Raw genomic sequence first — 15214 nt, forward strand, 5'->3', positions numbered from 1 at the left:
CTTCATTGCCCGGCGCCCAGGCTCGACCGCCATGAAGACGAAAACTGCACTCGCCGTGCTGGCGGTCCTCGCGCTGACCGGCTGTGGGAACGACAAGGCGCCGGTCGCGTCCGACCAGAAGAGCGGCAAGAGCCCGCTCGCGGAGTACATGGGCGACGGTTTCGTCAGTTCGTCCGGCGGCGGCGCGATCCGGATCGCGAGCCGGGTCGGCGGCGCGCAGCAGCCGAGCGAGGAGGACCTCGCCAAGCAGCGCAAGGTCGAGGACGCCACGGTCGCATGCATGAAGACCGCCGGTTTCGACTACGTCGCCGTACCGCCGGAACAGGCCGCGAAGGGCAAGTTCAGCGACGCGTTCAACCTGCCGCCGGACAAGTTCGCCGAGCAGTACGGGTACGGGATCAGCACCATCGACTGGTCGAAGGCCGGCGACGAGGACTCGAACCCGAACACCAAGATCCGCAAGGCGCTCTCGCCGGCCGCGCAGAAGGCGTACGACAAGGCGCTGAACGGGCCGAACGCGACCGGCAACGGCGCTGTGGTGATCCAGGGCAACCCCGACGACGACGGTCCGAGCACGAGCGGCGGGACCGACCTCGGCTGCCGCGGCAAGGCGGTCAAGCAGGTGTACGGCGACGCGCGCGGGAACGTCGACTTCAAGAAGTTCGAGAGCCTGTTCAAGGACATCCAGGCGCTGCAGAAGCGGATCGACACCGACCAGCGCGTCGTGGACGCGACCACCGCCTGGACCGACTGCATGGCCGACGCCGGGCACACCGGCCTCAAGAAGGTCGACGATGCGCGTGAGCAGGTCCAGAAGAAGCTCGACGAGCTGACCGGGAACAAGCCGGCGGCCAAGGGCCAGCCGATGAAGACGATCACCGGGCCGCCGTCGTTCGACAAGGTCGACGCGGCGAAGCTGTCCGAGCTGCGCAAGTCGGAGATCGACCTCGCGGTGGCCGACCAGAAGTGCAAGGCCGGCGGGTACGACGACGCGTACAAGAAGGTGCAGTACGAGCAGGAGAAGGAGTTCGTCGAGCAGCACAAGGCCGAGCTCGAGGCGTACCGCGACGAGATGGCGAACCGGTGACCGCTTCGCCCAAGTCCCGTCGCCGGGTACTCGTCAGTGTCGCGGGAGTCGCGGTGGCGTCCCTCGGCGTTGGAGTGGTCGCAGGCAGCCGGATCAGTTCACCGGAGGACGCGGCCGCGAAGACCGCGCCGCCGTCCGCGTCCCAGATCACCGTGCCGGTCGCGAGCAAGACGCTGTCCAGCAAGGTGGTCGGGCGTGGTGACGCGTCGTTCGACGGCGCGGTGAACATCCGGGTCGAGACCAGCGGGCTGACCACACCAGCGATCGTCACGGGCAAGGTGCCGGCGGTGGGTTCGACGATCACGGAGGGCAAGGCGCTGCTCGAGATCACCGGGCGGCCGGTGATCGGGCTGGCCGGCGTACTGCCGATGTATCGCACGCTGTCACCGGGGAGCAAGGGGCCGGACGTACTGCAGTTGGAGCAGACGCTCGATCGGCTCGGGTACGACCCGGGCACCGTCGACGACGAGTACACGCTCAGTACGTCGGGCGCCGTCGAGCAGCTGTACGAGGACGCCGGGTACGACGCACCCGAACCGGACAAGCAGCTCACGCAGGCCGTCGACCAGGCGAAGAAGCAGGTCGACGCAGCGAAGAAGCAGCTCCGCCAGGCGCAGTCGCAACTGAAGGCGGCCAAGAATAAGGCGGCTCAGGCTGCACAGTCCAGTGAGGCTGACACCACGGTGCAGCAGGGCGCGGTCGACGACGCGGAGGAGAACCTCGCGGATGCGCAGGACGCCCGCGCCGAGGCCGAGTCCAAGGCCGGTACGCCGTTGCCCGTGTCCGAGGTCGTGTACGTGAAGACGCTCCCGCGCCGGGTCGACGACGTGAAGGTCGAGCGTGGCGGGACCGTGAACGGGGTGGTGATGTCGGCGAGCGGCGCCTCGCTCGTCGTCACACTCAAGGTCGACGCCGAGACCGCACAGCGCCTGAAGGCGGGGATGACGGCATCCCTCGAGGTCGACGGAACGCCGATCGCGGCGAAGGTCCGGCGGGTCGCGAAGAACGGGAACCAGTACGACGTGGTGGTCGCGCCGAACGCGTTGACCGCGAGCCAGCTGGCCCTGCTCCGGGACGCGAACGTGCGGGTGACGATCCCGGTGAAGAGCACCAGCGGCAAGGTCCTCGCCGTACCGGTGGCTGCTCTGTCGTCGGGATCGGACGGGGCCTCGCGCGTCGAGGTGCTGCGGGGCGGGAAGGTCGAGCTGGTTCCGGTCACGGTCGGACTGTCCGCGGACGGGTTCGCCCAGGTGACACCGAAGGGCGACGCGAAGCTGTCCGCGGGCGATCAGGTGGTGGTCGGGAAATGAGCACCGCAGTTGCGTTGCCGGGGCCCGTGGTCGAGATGATCGGGGTGCGGCGGTTCTTTCCGGGGCCGCCCGAAGTACGGGCGATCAAGGGGATCGATCTGACGATCGGGCAGGGGGAGTACCTGTCGATCGTCGGGCCGTCCGGGTCCGGGAAGTCGACGCTGCTGCATCTGCTCGGGTTGTTGGACAACCCAACGGATGGGGTCTATCGGCTCGACGGTGTGGACACGATGAGCCTGCGCGAACGGCGGCGGGCGGTGCTGCGCGGGGAGCGGATCGGGTTCGTGTTCCAGTCGTTCCATCTGCTCGACCACCGGACCGTACTGGAGAACGTCGCGCTGTCGATGGTGTACGTCGGCGTGCCGCGGCGGGAACGGATGGCGCGGGCCCGGGTCGCGCTCGAACGCGTCGGGCTGTCGCACCGGATGGACTTCGCGCCGACGATGCTCTCCGGCGGTGAACGGCAGCGGGTCGCGATCGCGCGGGCGCTCGTCGCCGAGCCGAGTCTGCTGCTCGCCGACGAGCCGACCGGCAACCTGGACAGTACGAACGCGGAGGCGATCCTGAAGGTGTTCGACGAACTGCACGCCGAGGGGATGACGCTGGCTGTCATCACCCACGACGATCACGTCAGCCGCCGCGCGCAGCGCCAGGTCCGCATCGTCGACGGAACCCTCCAGTGGTAACCCAAGCAGGCCCCCCGGACCCGACCGGCGGGCCGTCCACTTCCCGTCGCCGCCGTCGGGTGTCGTCCCGCAGCCGCCCCGCAATTCGGGACCTTCTCGACGAGGCGCTGGCGGGGGTCGCGGCTCGGCCCACCCGGCTGATCCTCACGACCCTCGGCACCGTACTCGGAGTCGCCGCCCTGGTAGGGACTGTCGGGCTCGGGCAGACGGCGGCCGGGCAGATCACGCAGCGGTTCGATCTGGCCGCGGCGACCCGCGTGGTGGTGTCGCCGGACGACAAGGCCGGCCAAGAGGGTGAGGCGGCGACCCAACTCCCCTGGGACGCACCCGACCGGATCGAACGCCTGAACGGTGTCGACGCAGTCGGTACGGTCAGCACCTTGGAGATCGGCGACGACCTGGTCCAGAACGTGACCGGGCTGGACGGCGGTACGGGCAAGGCCCTACCGGTGATGGCCGGTTCCGCGGGCCTGTGGGACGCCGTACGCGCAGTGCTCAAGACAGGCAGGTTCTTCGACGCGGGTCACGACCAGCGCGCCGACAAGGTAGTTGTCCTGGGCAAACACGCGGCCGAACGTCTCGGCATCAACCGGGTCGACGCGCAACCGGCCGTGTTCATCGGCGACGAGCCGTACACGGTGATCGGCATCCTCGACTCCGTCACCGGACGCGCCGAGCTCAACGACGCCGTGATCATGCCGAACGGCACCGGGCGCGACACCTACGACCTGGAATCGCCGGACGCCGTCGAGATCCGTACGGCCGTCGGCGCTGCGCAACTGATCGCGCAACAGGCCCCGATCGCCATCCAGCCCAACGACCCGAGCACCCTGAGCGTCGACGCCCCACCCAAGCAGGGCGCCGTACGGAAGGGAGTCGAGTCCGACCTGAACGCACTCTTCCTGCTGCTCGGTGCGGTCGCACTCCTGGTCGGTGGTCTCGGCATCGCGAACGTGACTCTGTTGTCCGTACTGGAACGGATCTCGGAGATCGGTCTGCGCCGAGCGCTCGGGGCGGCGCGAAGACACATCGCCGTCCAGTTCCTGGTGGAGAGCGTGCTCGTCGGGTTCCTCGGCGGACTGCTCGGGACCGCCGTCGGCGTCATCCTGACCGTCTGCGTGTCCTGGATCCGGGACTGGACGCCGATCCTCGACAACCGGCTGGCGTTCGGGTCACCCCTGCTGGGTGCGTTCATCGGACTGGTCGCCGGTACGTACCCCGCCTGGAAGGCCTCCGCCATCCAGCCGATCACTGCGCTGCGCGGCACGTGAGTAGAGCAGTGCGGTGATCGCGAAGCCGGCCACGATCAGCGCCAGCACCGGGTAGGACTTCCCCGTGTCGGGCAGGATCCAGGCGCCGAGTGCGGCCGCGGAGACCTGGCCGACGTTGAAGATCATGTCGTAGAGCGCGAACACCCGGCCGCGGTACACGTCGTCGACACCCGTCTGGACGAGGGTGTCGACGCTGATCTTGATGCCCTGCGCGCAGAACCCGGTGAGGAATCCGCCGATCACCAGCGCGGGCTTGGTGTAGAAGCCGATCGGTACGGCGCTCACGACGGCCGCACCGACGAACAGCCAGGTGATCCATTGCTGCAACGCCATCACGCGAGTGCCCCACGGCGTGACGAGCGCGGCAACGAACAGCCCCGCCCCGACTGCACCGGTCGCGATCGCGAGGCCGGCGAACGCCTGGTCGAGCTGGCCGGGGCCGTAGAAGTAGTTGCGGTACAGCAGGATCATCGCGACCGTCATCAGCCCGAAGAAGAACCGCAGCGAGCCGATCGCGGCCAGACCGAGCGCGGGCTGCCGGCGCTCGCGGAGGTGCCGGCCGCCGTCGATCAGGCCGGCCGCGATGGTACGCAGCGCCTCGCGGATGCCAGGCTCGTCACCGTGCAGGTCCGGGCCGAGCTGGTCGCGGCGCAGCCGGAGCGCGAGCAGCGCGGCGCAGGTGTAGACGACGACCGTCAGCCCCAGTACTGCGAGGTCGGAGTCGACGAGGAGCTTCACGCCGGCGCCGATCCCGCCGCCGATCAGGAAGGACGCCGTACCGGATGTCGGCGTGACGGCGTTCGCCATCACCAACTCGTCGCGCTCGACGACGTGCGGGAGGCCGGCGGACAGACCGGACAGCAGGAAGCGGTTGACGCCGAGCGTGAGCAGTACGGCGAGGTAGAACAGCACGCCCGTACTGCCGGTCGCGACGATCGCGCCGACGCCGATCACGAGCACCGCCCGCGTCAGGTTCGCGCCGAACAGGATCTGCCGGCGCGACCAGCGGTCCAGCAGGACGCCGGTGAACGGGCCGAGAACGGAGTACGGCAGCAGGGAGACCGCGAACAACCCGGCGATCGCGGCGGCGTCCGGCGCCCGCTCCGGCGAGAACAGCACGTACGACGCCAGCGCGACCTGGAACACCCCGTCACCGCACTGCGACGTCAGCCGAACCGCGAACAACCGCCGAAAATCCCGCCGCTGCAACAGCGTCCAAAGATCCCGGATGAACCGCACGCCTGCACTGTAACCGCAGACCCGGACGCCCAGGCCATCACAATCACGCCTGCTCGAGGTGACCCCGCCTGGCTCGGGCCCGGCAGCGGCAATTGTGATGGGCTGGGGATCCGCCTACCCGAGTCGTTCGGCTGCGGTCTCGCCGCGGTTGCCGACCGGTTCGACGCCGGCGGCGCGGCCGAGGCCGAGCAGCGGCATGTTGCCGTAGATCGTCTCGGTGTGGCCGGCCGGCACGACGTACGTCTCGTGCCAGATGCCCACCGCGCCGCCCTTGTACGAGTTGCGGAAGAAGTCGACCCACGCCGGCCGGTGCGTGCGGCCGGAGTCACCCGCGAACGCCTGCAGCTTCTCCACGGACTCCCAGTACTGGATGAGCGTGACGCCCCGCCAGGTCGGCAGCGTACGGAACCCCAGCAGCCCGCTCTCCTTGTCCTTCGACAGCTCCCGCAGCATCGGCCCCATCGCCCGCGCCACGGGCAGCCACTCGCGCACCTTGAGCGGCGAATTCACCCGCATCCCGATCAGGAACACGACCAGTTCCCCGTCGTACGCCGCTGTGTGCCGGCCCTCCATCACGTCGCCCATTTCGACGCCCCCTCACTGTTCACGAAACAGTCCACCACGCCCGCGGCGTACGGACTAAGGTTCACCGGAATCAAGGCTCTGTTAAGCCGGTCCGCGGACGCGCCGGAGGTGGTGGCAGTGGCGCCGTGCCGGAGTAGTGTCGATATGCCGGTGTCACCGTGTGTTGCGTACCGGTTACGATGGATTCTCGGTTCTGAGCCGCAGTGCGGATGGGATGTTCATGGCTGAATCGCAGGACGCCGAAGTCGAGCCGGGCATGTACGAGCAGTTGCGGCTCGACCGGCCGCACGCGGCTCGGGTCTACGACTACTTCCTGGGCGGGAAGGACAACTTCGAGATCGACCGCCAGGCGGGCGAGCACCTGCTGAAGGCGTTCCCGGGCTGCCGCGTCACCGCCCAGTCGAACCGGATGTGGATGCACCGCGCCGCGCGGTTCGCCGCCGAGCAGGGCATCAGCCAGTTCCTCGACGTCGGCACCGGCATCCCCACCAGCCCGAACCTGCACGAGATCGTCCAGCAGGTGACGCCCGAGGCGCACGTCGTGTACGCCGACAACGACCCGATCGTGCTTACCCACGCCCGCGCGCTGCTCGCCAGCGGACCGAAGGGCCGGACCGCCTACCTCGATGCCGACATCACCCTCCCGGACGCGGTGCTCGGCACCGACGAGGTCAACGACCTGCTCGACCTGAGCAAGCCGGTCGCGCTCAGCCTGGTCGGCGTCCTGCATTCGCTCGCCGACGACCTCAAGCCGTACGAGATCGTCAGCAACCTGCTCGCCCCGCTGGCACCCGGATCGCTGCTGATCATCTCGCACGCGACGCAGGACTTCGCGCCGGAGATGTGGGACCGCGCGGTGCAGGGCTACAAGTCCGACGGTGGCGGCAACGCGCAGGTCCGCAACAAGGAGGACGTGACCCGGTTCTTCGACGGCACCGAGCTGATCGATCCGGGCGTCGTGTCGCCGATTCGCTGGTTCCCCGACGCGGAGACACAGCGGCGGGTCGACTCCGGTGAGTTCACCGACATCATGTGCAGCCTGTGGTGCGGAGTCGGTCGTAAGCCCTAGTGCCGGAGCCGTCGATGGAGCGCGAGGCGTATCCGCACCACCTGGAGATCACCCTCCGGTGGAAGGACAACGACGTCTACGGGCACGTCAACAACGTCGAGTACTACAGCTTCTTCGACACGGTCATCAACGACTTCCTGATCCGCTCCGGTGGGTTGGACATTCATCGCGGTGACGTCATCGGGCTGTGCGTGGACTCGCAGTGCACGTTCAAGCAGGCGCTCGAGTTCCCCGGGGTCGTGGATGCCGGGTTGCGCTGCGGACAGCTCGGCAACTCCAGCGTGCGGTACGAGATCGCCTTGTTCCGTGCGGATTCCGTACAGCCGGTCGCGACCGGCCGATTCGTACACGTGTTCGTCGCGCGTTCCGATCGGCGGCCGGTGCCGGTGCCGGATCGGATCCGCGCGGCGCTCGAAGGGATCATGCGATGAGGTTGCAGGGTGCCGTACTGCGGGAGATGGGTCTGCCACAGCCGTACGCCGACTCGCGACCGCTCCGGGTCGAGGAGCTCGAGCTGGCGCCGCCCGGCCCGGGGGAGTTGCTGGTCCGGATCCGCGCGGCAGGGCTGTGTCACTCGGACCTGTCGGTGATCGACGGATCCCGCCCGCGGGTGATGCCGATGCTGCTCGGTCACGAGGCCACCGGCGAGGTCGTGCACTCCTCGGCCGAGGGTTTCGCGCCGGGCGATGTCATCGCCTGCGCCTTCGTCCCCGCCTGCGGCAACTGCGCCCCTTGCGCCGACGGCCGCCCCGCCCTCTGCGAACCGGCCGCCACCGCCAACACCGCCGGCACCCTCCTATCCGGCAGCCACCACCTATCCGAGTCACATCTACCCAGGGCTGACGCCGCCCACCGCCCACCCGGGGCTGACGTTCACCATCATCTGGGCGTTTCTGGGTTTGCGGATCATGCGGTGATCTCGGGGCGCTCGGCGGTGAAGATCGACCCATCGCTTCCACCGCAGATCGCCGCGTTGTTCGGCTGCGCGGTGATGACCGGTGTCGGCGCGGTGGTGAACACAGCGCAGGTCCGCGCAGGCCGCAGTACTGCAGTCTTCGGACTGGGCGGCGTAGGACTGTCCGCCCTCCTCGGCGCCGTACTCGTCGGAGCCCACCCCATCGTCGCGGTCGACGTCATCCCCGCCAAGCTCGAGCTCGCACGGGAGTTGGGCGCTACCGCAGCAGTGGATGCCCGCGACCCCGATGCCGTAGAGCAGGTGCGAGCGGCAACCGCCGGCGGAGCGGAGTACGCGTTCGAAACGGTCGGCAGCGCGAAGGTGCTCGAGCAGGCGTACGCTGCCACCCGCCGCGGCGGCACCACGATCACCGTCGGCCTACCGCACCCGTCCCAGGCGTTCAGCGTGCCCGCCGTCAGCCTGGTCGCGGAGGAACGCACGGTGAAGGGCTCCTACCTCGGCTCGTCGGTGCCGTCCCGCGACATCCCGCGGTACGTCGCCCTGTACCAGGCCGGCCGCCTGCCGGTGGACCGGCTGCTGACCGCGACCGTCGGGCTCGACGACCTCAACGAAGCCTTCGACGATCTGGCCGCCGGTACGTCGATCCGTCAGGTGCTGCTCTTCTAGGAGGGTGTCTCAGACACGCTCTGAAGGTTCCCGGCCGCCTTCTGGAAGGTGTCTTCGTTCCGGTCGCGCGCCTCGACGGTGTAGTTGTCGCCGAAGAATTCCGCGGTCGCGATCGGCCGGATCTCCAGCTGACCGGACGTCTGCGGGTCGCCGCCGGTCTTCGCATCTGCCGCGATGCACCGCCAGCCCCACTCCTCCGCCTCTTCGCGGGAGGCGACCTCGATCAGGCAGAACCCGGCGATCAGCTCCTTGGTCTCGGTGAACGGGCCGTCGACCACGCGGCGCTGACCCTCGTCGAGCTGCATCCGGAAGCCGTGCGAACTCGGCAACAGCCCGTCGCCGGCGAGCAGGATCCCCTTCTCCGCCATCTCGGCCATCACCAGGCCCATCGCGGTCAGGCCCTCCGCGCTCGGCGGCTGTCCGGCCTCGAACTCCACGCTGCCCTTGAACACCATCATGAAGCGCATCGGAACCCTCCCAAGTCGGCGTTAAATACCGAGACGAATCTATACAGCGGGCGGGGGTTTCGGGCAGGCTACGCACAGTACCTTCGCGCACACCGCTCGTGAAGATGTCAAGTGAGGCACGCCGGAGTACCTGAGGAGTTCCCGCCCCATGACCACCCGCCCCCTGAGTACCCGTCCCTTGAATCGTGGCTTGAATCGCCGCCGGATCGGTGCGCTCGCCGTCGCCGGCACGCTCGCCTTCGGCGCGTTGGCCGTCGCGCTCGGCAGCCAGGCCGACGCCAAGCAACCCACTCCGCTGACGCTCGGCCAGGTCCTCGGTCAAGAGCTCCAGGGCCGGACCGCCCTCGGGCGCGTCGAGACCCGGCTCGCCGAGGTCGCCGAGAAAAACAAGCTGTCCACAGACCACCTCCGGCAGATCCTGACCAGCGACAAAACCGCCTGGCTGGACCAGGGCGGGAGGCTGTTCTACCGCGAGCCGGTGGCGACGACGGTCGAGCGTCAATCTGACGCCGCCGCGTCACCGCGCTGGGCCAAGGCCGCGGTCCCCGCCGCAACCGGTCCCGCGTTCGAGCTGCACAGCAAGTCCGGGTCGAACCGCGTCATCTACCTCGATTTCACCGGCCACACGATCACCGGTACCGCGTGGAACGCGAACGGCAAGCCCGCGACGGTGAACATCACGCCGTACGACACGGACGGCAACACGAGCAACTGGAGCACCGCCGAGCAGGACGTCGTCCACGACGTGTGGGCTCGCGTCGCCGAGGACTACGCGCCGTTCGACGTGGACGTGACGACGCAACAGCCGACCGCGGCCGCGATCGACCGCTCCGGCGCGTCCGACCAGCAGTACGGAACGCGTGTCGTCATCGATCCGACCACTTGGTACCAGTCGGGCTGTGGATGCGGCGGCGTCGCGTACGTCGGGGTGTACGACAACACCAGCCAGCACGCCTACTACCAGCCGGCGCTCGTGTTCACGAAGGGTGTCGGCACCGGCGCGAAGAACCTCGCCGAGGCCGCGGCGCACGAGGCCGGGCACAACGTCGGGCTGTCGCACGACGGCACCGCGTCCGTCGGGTACTACGCCGGGCACGGCGCGTGGGCGCCGATCATGGGCGTCGGCTACTCCAAGGCGATCAGCCAGTGGAGCAAGGGCGAGTACTCCGGCGCCAACAACAAGGAAGACGACTACGCGGTCATAGGCCAGAACGGGCTGGCGCTGCGCGCCGATGACCACGGGAACACCACCGCAGCTGCCACTGCACTGTCGCTCGGTGCCGCCGCGAAGGGCATCTACGAGAAGGACTCCGATGTCGACGTGTTCGGGATCGACCTGAAGGCGGGGACCTTCAAGTTCGCCGCGAACGCGGCAGCTGCAGGCGCCGACCTGGACATCAAGCTGCAACTGCTGAACGCGTCGGGCACGGTCGTCGCCACTGCCAACCCGGCGTCCGGCCAGTCGAGCGCCGCCACGCCGACCGGATTGAGCGCGAGCCTCAGCAAACAGGTCGCCGCCGGCCGCTACTACCTGCGGATCGAGAACTCCGGCTACGGCAATCCGCTGAACACCGGCTACTCGACGTACGGCAGCCGCGGCGCGTACACCGTCCGCGTCACCGCAGCCTGACCCACGATCCACCCGGGGCCGCCGGTCCCACCGAGACCGACGGCCCCGGGTCCGTGTTTTGGGGGGCCCGCCCATCTGGGGGGACTGTGAGGAGGAACGTGTGAAGAGAATCCGCCGTACTGGTGCACTTGCGTGTGCCGGTGCTCTTGCGTTCGGAGGGCTGGCTGTTGCGCTCGGCAGCCAGGCCGAGGCACAACAGACGCCGATCGACCAGCTGCTCGCGCAGCCACTGGCCGGTGGCCAGGCGCTGGGGAAGGTGCAGTCGCGGTTGGCTGAGGTTGCCGCGCACAACGGACTGCCGACCGATCAACTGCGGCAGATCCTGGCGACCGACAAGACCGCCTGGCTGGACGCCGACAGCAAACTGTTCTTCCGCGAGCCGGGCCTGACGGCCGCGCAGAAGGCACCCGAAGCCTCGCCACGCTGGGCGCGCACCGCGGCCGAGGGCGCCACCGGCCCGGCGTTCGAGCTGCACAGCAAGCCCGGCTCGAACCGCGTCATCTACCTCGACTTCGACGGCCACACCATCACCGGCACCGCCTGGAACGCGTCGAAGGGCATCGATCTGGTCAACGTCTCCGCGTACGACACCGACGGCGATCCGGCCAACTTCAGCACCGCCGAGCAGGACGCTGTCCACGAGGTGTGGTCCCGCGTCGCGGAGGACTACTCGACGTTCGACGTGGACGTCACCACGCAGGAGCCGGCTCAGTCGGCGATCGACCGGTCCGGTGCCTCCGACGAGCAGTACGGGACGCGAGTGCTGATCGATCCCGACACCTGGTACCAGTCCGGGTGCGGTTGCGGCGGCGTCGCGTACGTCGGCGTGTACGACAACACGAGCCAGCACGACTACTACCAGCCGGCGCTGGTGTTCACGAAGGGCGTCGGTACCGGCGCCAAGAACCTCGCCGAGGCAGCGTCGCACGAGGCCGGCCACAACGTCGGGCTTTCGCACGACGGTACGTCGACGGTCGGGTACTACCAGGGCCACGGCGCCTGGGCCCCGATCATGGGCGTCGGCTACTACCGCGGCATCAGCCAGTGGAGCAAGGGCGAATACGCCGACGCGAACAACAAGGAAGACGACTACGCGGTTGTCGGCTCGCACGGCCTCGCCCTCCGTACCGACGAGGCGGGCAACACGACCGGCGATGCCGCAGCGCTGACGGTCGGTACGCCGGCGTCCGGGATCATCGCGGCCGAGGACGACACCGACGTGTACCGCGTCGATGTGAGTGCCGCAGGCAACTACACCGCGACGGCGAGCCCAGCTCCGACCGGCGGCAACCTGGACATCAAGCTGGACCTGCTCGACAGCTCGGGTGCAGTCGTTGCCTCGAACGACCCAGCCTCCGGCCAGAGCGACGCCGGTACGCCGACGGGTCTGGGCGCAAGTGTCACGAGCAGCCTCCAGCCGGGCACGTACTACCTGCGGATCGACAACGTCGGGTACGGCGACCCCCTGAACACGGGATACTCGACGTACGGCAGCCGCGGCGCGTACACCCTCGGCATTTCGCCCTCCTGAGCCCCTGTGGCTGGTCGGCCTCTGGCGGACCGACCAGCCACAGGCCCAACCCGCCCCGCTTCAAACCCGGGCCACGCCATCATCGGAGTCAGGCCGATGTGAGGTGGGTGGTGGCAAGGTGGGCCAGGGCGGCCGCGTTGTCGGCGAGTCCAGCGTCGTCGAAGCGGACGACGCTGGAGTGGTTGGACGGTGCTTCGGCGGCGGTGACGTCGTCGGGACGTGCACCGACCATCGCGAACGTACCCGGCACCTCCCGCAGCACCATCGAGAAGTCCTCGGCGCCCATCAACGGATTCGCGAGCTGCTCCACCCGCTCCGCGCCGAACACCTCGGCGAGGACCTCGGACGTCTCCGCCGTACGTGCGGCATCGTTCACCGTCACCGGGTACTGCGGATTGAGCCGCGCATCGACCGTGCACCCGTGCGCCGCCGCGATCCGCTCGGCCAGCGCCGGCAAGTCGCGGGTGAGCTGCTCGAGCATCGCGTCGGACAGTGTGCGTACGGTCGCGCCGAGGCGGGCCGAGTTAGGAATGACGTTGATCGCCACACCGGCCTCGAGTTGCGTCACGGTCACCACCACCGGATCGAACACGTCGACCCGTCGCGTGACGTACGCCTGCAACGCCAGCACGATCTCGGCGACGACCGGCACCGGGTCCACGGTGGTGGCCGGCATCGACCCGTGGCCGCCCTTGCCGTGCACGGTGATATGCAACTGGTTCGAGCTCGCCATCATCGTCCCGGGCCGCAGTTGGAAGGTCCCCTGCGCCGCCTGCGCCCAGACGTGCAATGCGTACGCCGCGACGGGTTTGTCGCCGGTCGCATCCAGCAGCCCTTCGCGCAGCATGTAGCCCGCGCCGCCGAGACCCTCCTCGCCGGGTTGGAACATGAAGATCACGTTCCCCTGGAGCTCCTCGCGCTGCGCGCTCAGGAGTTGCGCGGCACCGACCAGCCCGGCGGTGTGCAGGTCGTGGCCACAGGCATGCATGTTCCCGTTCTCAGCGGCGTACTCGAGACCGGTCTCCTCGACGACCGGCAACGCGTCCATGTCGCCTCGCAACAACACGGTCGGTCCCGGTGCTCCACCGCGCAGCACCGCCACCACGGACGTCACCTCGCGACCGGTACTGACGTCCAGCGGCAAGCCCGCCAGCGCATCCAGCACCACCTGCTGCGTCCGAGGCAACACCAGCCCGACCTCAGGCTCCCGATGCAACACCCGCCGCAACTCCACCAGCCCGGGCAGAATCTCGGCACCTTCAGCAACAAAATCCACGCGCACTCTCTCCAGCCACTCCGACCCACTCCGGCAGACCCCACCCACCCTGCACCTTCGGCCCGCCGCGTGCCACCTGAGGCGTTGACCGGTATCAGCGGGTCGGCGTGTAGGTCAGGATGACGACGCCGTTGCCGACTTCCGTCACGCCCGCGAGAGTCAGCTGGGTTGGTGCGATGTCCGGCAGCAGACGATCGCCGTTGCCGGCGACGAATGGGTGCACCCACAGCTTGAGCTCGTCGAGCAGACCGGCGTCGACCAGGGCCCGGCTGAACGAACCTGTGCCGTACTTGAGCAGCGTCCCTTCGCGTGATTTCTTGAGCTCGGCGACAGCCTCGACGGCGTCGCCGGGCAGGATCTCGGAGTTCCAGGTCGCGTCGCTGAGCGTGCGCGACGCGACGTACTTCGGGAGCGGGTTGATCAGCTCCGCCAGTTCTCCGGGACGTCCGGGCCAGGACGCGGCGAAGACGTCGTAGGTCTGCCGGCCGAGCAGCAAGGCGTCGGCGGACCGCAGCAACGCTGCGGCCTGTTCGTTGTGGGCGTCGCCCTGGAAGCCCTGCTGAGCACCCCAGAACGCCTCCCCGGACACCATGCCGTCGAGCGAGATGTACGTCGATTCGATGACTCTCATGCCGCCGGAAGCTACCGCCCTGCCTCGCGACCCGTCTTGTACGGAAACGCAGCCCTGCCGCTGCACTGGCACGTCACAGCCCGAGGACGACACTGCCTTGAGCGACCTCCCCGGGGGTGTGTCCGATGAACCGTCGAAGGGACCGGGTCAGGTGCGGCTGGTCGTAGTAGCCCGCGTCCGACGCCACCTCCGCGATCGTCCGGCCGACCTGCAGCATGCGGACCGCGTACCGGGCGCGCTCGATCAGCTCCAGCGTCCGTTGCGGCAGACCGACCGCGCGCAGGAACCGAGCCTGCGCCGTGCGGGCCGGCATCGAACGTACGGCGCCGTGCCGTAGCTCCTCGATCACCGGATCGACCAGCAGCAGTCCGTCCCGCCGCAGCCGGTCGATGAAGACGTCGAGGTTCTGTGGTGTCGGCATCTCCCATGCGCGGCCGTCCAGCAGGATGCGCCCGTCCGGGAGCATCGGCAGCACCGAGTCACGGAAGTTCGTCAGCCGCGCCGGAGGGAACATCGGCAGGTACGTCCCGATCCGGAAATCCGCGCCGAAGTACTCGGTGTCCGCGGAACACACCACGGGTGTCGCCGACGTCGCCGGACCGCGTAGGTGCACGGCCCACCGCCCACTGATCCGGGCGAACCCGATACCAGCAGTCGCTGACGCCAGCGAACGGAACGGTGTAGGACTGTCGCACTCCGCAGACCAGATCTGCCGCACGGGACCGGCCGGCCCACTGATGATGCGACTCTCCAGCCCCATGCTCGTCAGTGAAACAGAATTCCGCGGCCCCCGAAACGAGTCACGACCCTCCACCCGGTACCGAGCGTCCGACGACGGCGCTTCTACCGC

General features: G+C 68.8%; 15 protein-coding genes. 9 read left to right on the forward strand and 6 right to left on the reverse strand.

Features of this window, described 5'->3' with window-relative positions:
- Positions 1 to 31: 31 nt before the first annotated feature.
- The 4 genes from ACGFI6_RS10555 to ACGFI6_RS10570 are packed head-to-tail and all read left to right on the forward strand — an operon-like array spanning position 32 to position 4354.
- Complete coding sequence (locus ACGFI6_RS10555) at positions 32 to 1087, forward strand: hypothetical protein (protein ID WP_393117060.1); 1056 nt, start codon at positions 32 to 34, stop codon at positions 1085 to 1087.
- Positions 1084 to 2397, forward strand: coding sequence for a peptidoglycan-binding protein (locus ACGFI6_RS10560; protein WP_393117062.1), 1314 nt, complete (start codon positions 1084 to 1086; stop codon positions 2395 to 2397). The genes ACGFI6_RS10555 and ACGFI6_RS10560 overlap by 4 nt, the downstream gene beginning before the upstream one ends.
- Complete coding sequence (locus ACGFI6_RS10565; protein WP_393117064.1) at positions 2394 to 3083, forward strand: ABC transporter ATP-binding protein; 690 nt, start codon at positions 2394 to 2396, stop codon at positions 3081 to 3083. Before ACGFI6_RS10560 ends, ACGFI6_RS10565 begins: the two co-directional genes overlap by 4 nt.
- A gap of 59 nt (positions 3084 to 3142) precedes the next feature.
- Complete coding sequence (locus ACGFI6_RS10570) at positions 3143 to 4354, forward strand: ABC transporter permease (RefSeq protein WP_393117066.1); 1212 nt, start codon at positions 3143 to 3145, stop codon at positions 4352 to 4354.
- Here the strand turns inward: ACGFI6_RS10570 and ACGFI6_RS10575 are convergent.
- Both ACGFI6_RS10575 and ACGFI6_RS10580 read right to left on the reverse strand, forming a co-directional pair.
- Entirely contained in the window at positions 4256 to 5593 is a 1338-nt protein-coding gene (locus ACGFI6_RS10575) for an MFS transporter (protein ID WP_393117068.1), read from the reverse strand. The genes ACGFI6_RS10570 and ACGFI6_RS10575 overlap by 99 nt on opposite strands.
- Positions 5594 to 5707: 114 nt before the next feature.
- Positions 5708 to 6178: a DUF4188 domain-containing protein gene (locus ACGFI6_RS10580; RefSeq protein WP_393117070.1), complete on the reverse strand. Its 471-nt coding sequence runs from the start codon at positions 6176 to 6178 to the stop codon at positions 5708 to 5710.
- A 220-nt stretch (positions 6179 to 6398) separates the two neighbouring features.
- Between ACGFI6_RS10580 and ACGFI6_RS10585 the strand changes: the two genes are divergently transcribed.
- From ACGFI6_RS10585 to ACGFI6_RS10595, 3 genes are read left to right on the forward strand one after another with little or no spacing between them, the layout of a single operon-like run.
- Complete coding sequence (locus ACGFI6_RS10585) at positions 6399 to 7247, forward strand: SAM-dependent methyltransferase (RefSeq protein WP_393117072.1); 849 nt, start codon at positions 6399 to 6401, stop codon at positions 7245 to 7247.
- A 14-nt stretch (positions 7248 to 7261) separates the two neighbouring features.
- The gene (locus ACGFI6_RS10590) at positions 7262 to 7678 is read left to right on the forward strand and encodes an acyl-CoA thioesterase (protein WP_393117073.1); all 417 of its coding nucleotides are present in this window, start codon (positions 7262 to 7264) and stop codon (positions 7676 to 7678) included.
- A complete protein-coding gene (locus ACGFI6_RS10595) occupies positions 7675 to 8829 on the forward strand; it encodes a zinc-dependent alcohol dehydrogenase family protein (RefSeq protein WP_393117075.1) in 1155 nt (384 codons plus the stop codon). The genes ACGFI6_RS10590 and ACGFI6_RS10595 overlap by 4 nt, the downstream gene beginning before the upstream one ends.
- Here the strand turns inward: ACGFI6_RS10595 and ACGFI6_RS10600 are convergent.
- Complete coding sequence (locus ACGFI6_RS10600; RefSeq protein ID WP_393117077.1) at positions 8826 to 9296, reverse strand: YciI family protein; 471 nt, start codon at positions 9294 to 9296, stop codon at positions 8826 to 8828. The genes ACGFI6_RS10595 and ACGFI6_RS10600 overlap by 4 nt on opposite strands.
- Positions 9297 to 9486: 190 nt before the next feature.
- On the opposite strand from ACGFI6_RS10600, the gene ACGFI6_RS10605 reads away from it, so the two are divergent.
- Positions 9487 to 10926 (forward strand): zinc-dependent metalloprotease family protein, encoded by a 1440-nt coding sequence (locus tag ACGFI6_RS10605; protein WP_393117079.1) that lies wholly within the window; start codon positions 9487 to 9489, stop codon positions 10924 to 10926.
- Between the two features lie 100 nt (positions 10927 to 11026).
- Entirely contained in the window at positions 11027 to 12457 is a 1431-nt protein-coding gene (locus ACGFI6_RS10610) for a pre-peptidase C-terminal domain-containing protein (protein ID WP_393117081.1), read from the forward strand.
- An 88-nt stretch (positions 12458 to 12545) separates the two neighbouring features.
- Here ACGFI6_RS10610 and ACGFI6_RS10615 read toward each other — a convergent pair whose 3' ends face one another.
- From ACGFI6_RS10615 to ACGFI6_RS10625, 3 genes are all read right to left on the reverse strand, one after another.
- Entirely contained in the window at positions 12546 to 13733 is a 1188-nt protein-coding gene (locus ACGFI6_RS10615; RefSeq protein ID WP_393117083.1) for a M20 family metallopeptidase, read from the reverse strand.
- A 94-nt stretch (positions 13734 to 13827) separates the two neighbouring features.
- On the reverse strand, positions 13828 to 14364 hold the full coding sequence (locus ACGFI6_RS10620) for a dihydrofolate reductase family protein (RefSeq protein WP_393117084.1): 537 nt from the start codon (positions 14362 to 14364) through the stop codon (positions 13828 to 13830).
- Between the two features lie 73 nt (positions 14365 to 14437).
- Positions 14438 to 15124 carry a helix-turn-helix domain-containing protein gene (locus ACGFI6_RS10625; RefSeq protein WP_393117085.1) on the reverse strand — a complete coding sequence of 229 codons (687 nt, stop codon included), beginning with the start codon at positions 15122 to 15124 and terminating at the stop codon, positions 14438 to 14440.
- Positions 15125 to 15214 lie beyond the last annotated feature (90 nt).

This window comes from Kribbella sp. NPDC048928 (assembly GCF_043197975.1).
GTDB lineage: Bacteria > Actinomycetota > Actinomycetes > Propionibacteriales > Kribbellaceae > Kribbella.

Coding starts and splice junctions, on each gene's coding strand:
- ACGFI6_RS10565 (WP_393117064.1), top strand. CDS start 2,394: ATGAGCACCGCAGTTGCGTTGCCGGGGCCCGTGGTCGAGATGATCGGG.
- ACGFI6_RS10625 (WP_393117085.1), bottom strand. CDS start 15,124: ATGGGGCTGGAGAGTCGCATCATCAGTGGGCCGGCCGGTCCCGTGCGG.
- ACGFI6_RS10600 (WP_393117077.1), bottom strand. CDS start 9,296: ATGCGCTTCATGATGGTGTTCAAGGGCAGCGTGGAGTTCGAGGCCGGA.
- ACGFI6_RS10580 (WP_393117070.1), bottom strand. CDS start 6,178: ATGGGCGACGTGATGGAGGGCCGGCACACAGCGGCGTACGACGGGGAA.
- ACGFI6_RS10555 (WP_393117060.1), top strand. CDS start 32: ATGAAGACGAAAACTGCACTCGCCGTGCTGGCGGTCCTCGCGCTGACC.
- ACGFI6_RS10590 (WP_393117073.1), top strand. CDS start 7,262: ATGGAGCGCGAGGCGTATCCGCACCACCTGGAGATCACCCTCCGGTGG.
- ACGFI6_RS10620 (WP_393117084.1), bottom strand. CDS start 14,364: ATGAGAGTCATCGAATCGACGTACATCTCGCTCGACGGCATGGTGTCC.
- ACGFI6_RS10585 (WP_393117072.1), top strand. CDS start 6,399: ATGGCTGAATCGCAGGACGCCGAAGTCGAGCCGGGCATGTACGAGCAG.
- ACGFI6_RS10595 (WP_393117075.1), top strand. CDS start 7,675: ATGAGGTTGCAGGGTGCCGTACTGCGGGAGATGGGTCTGCCACAGCCG.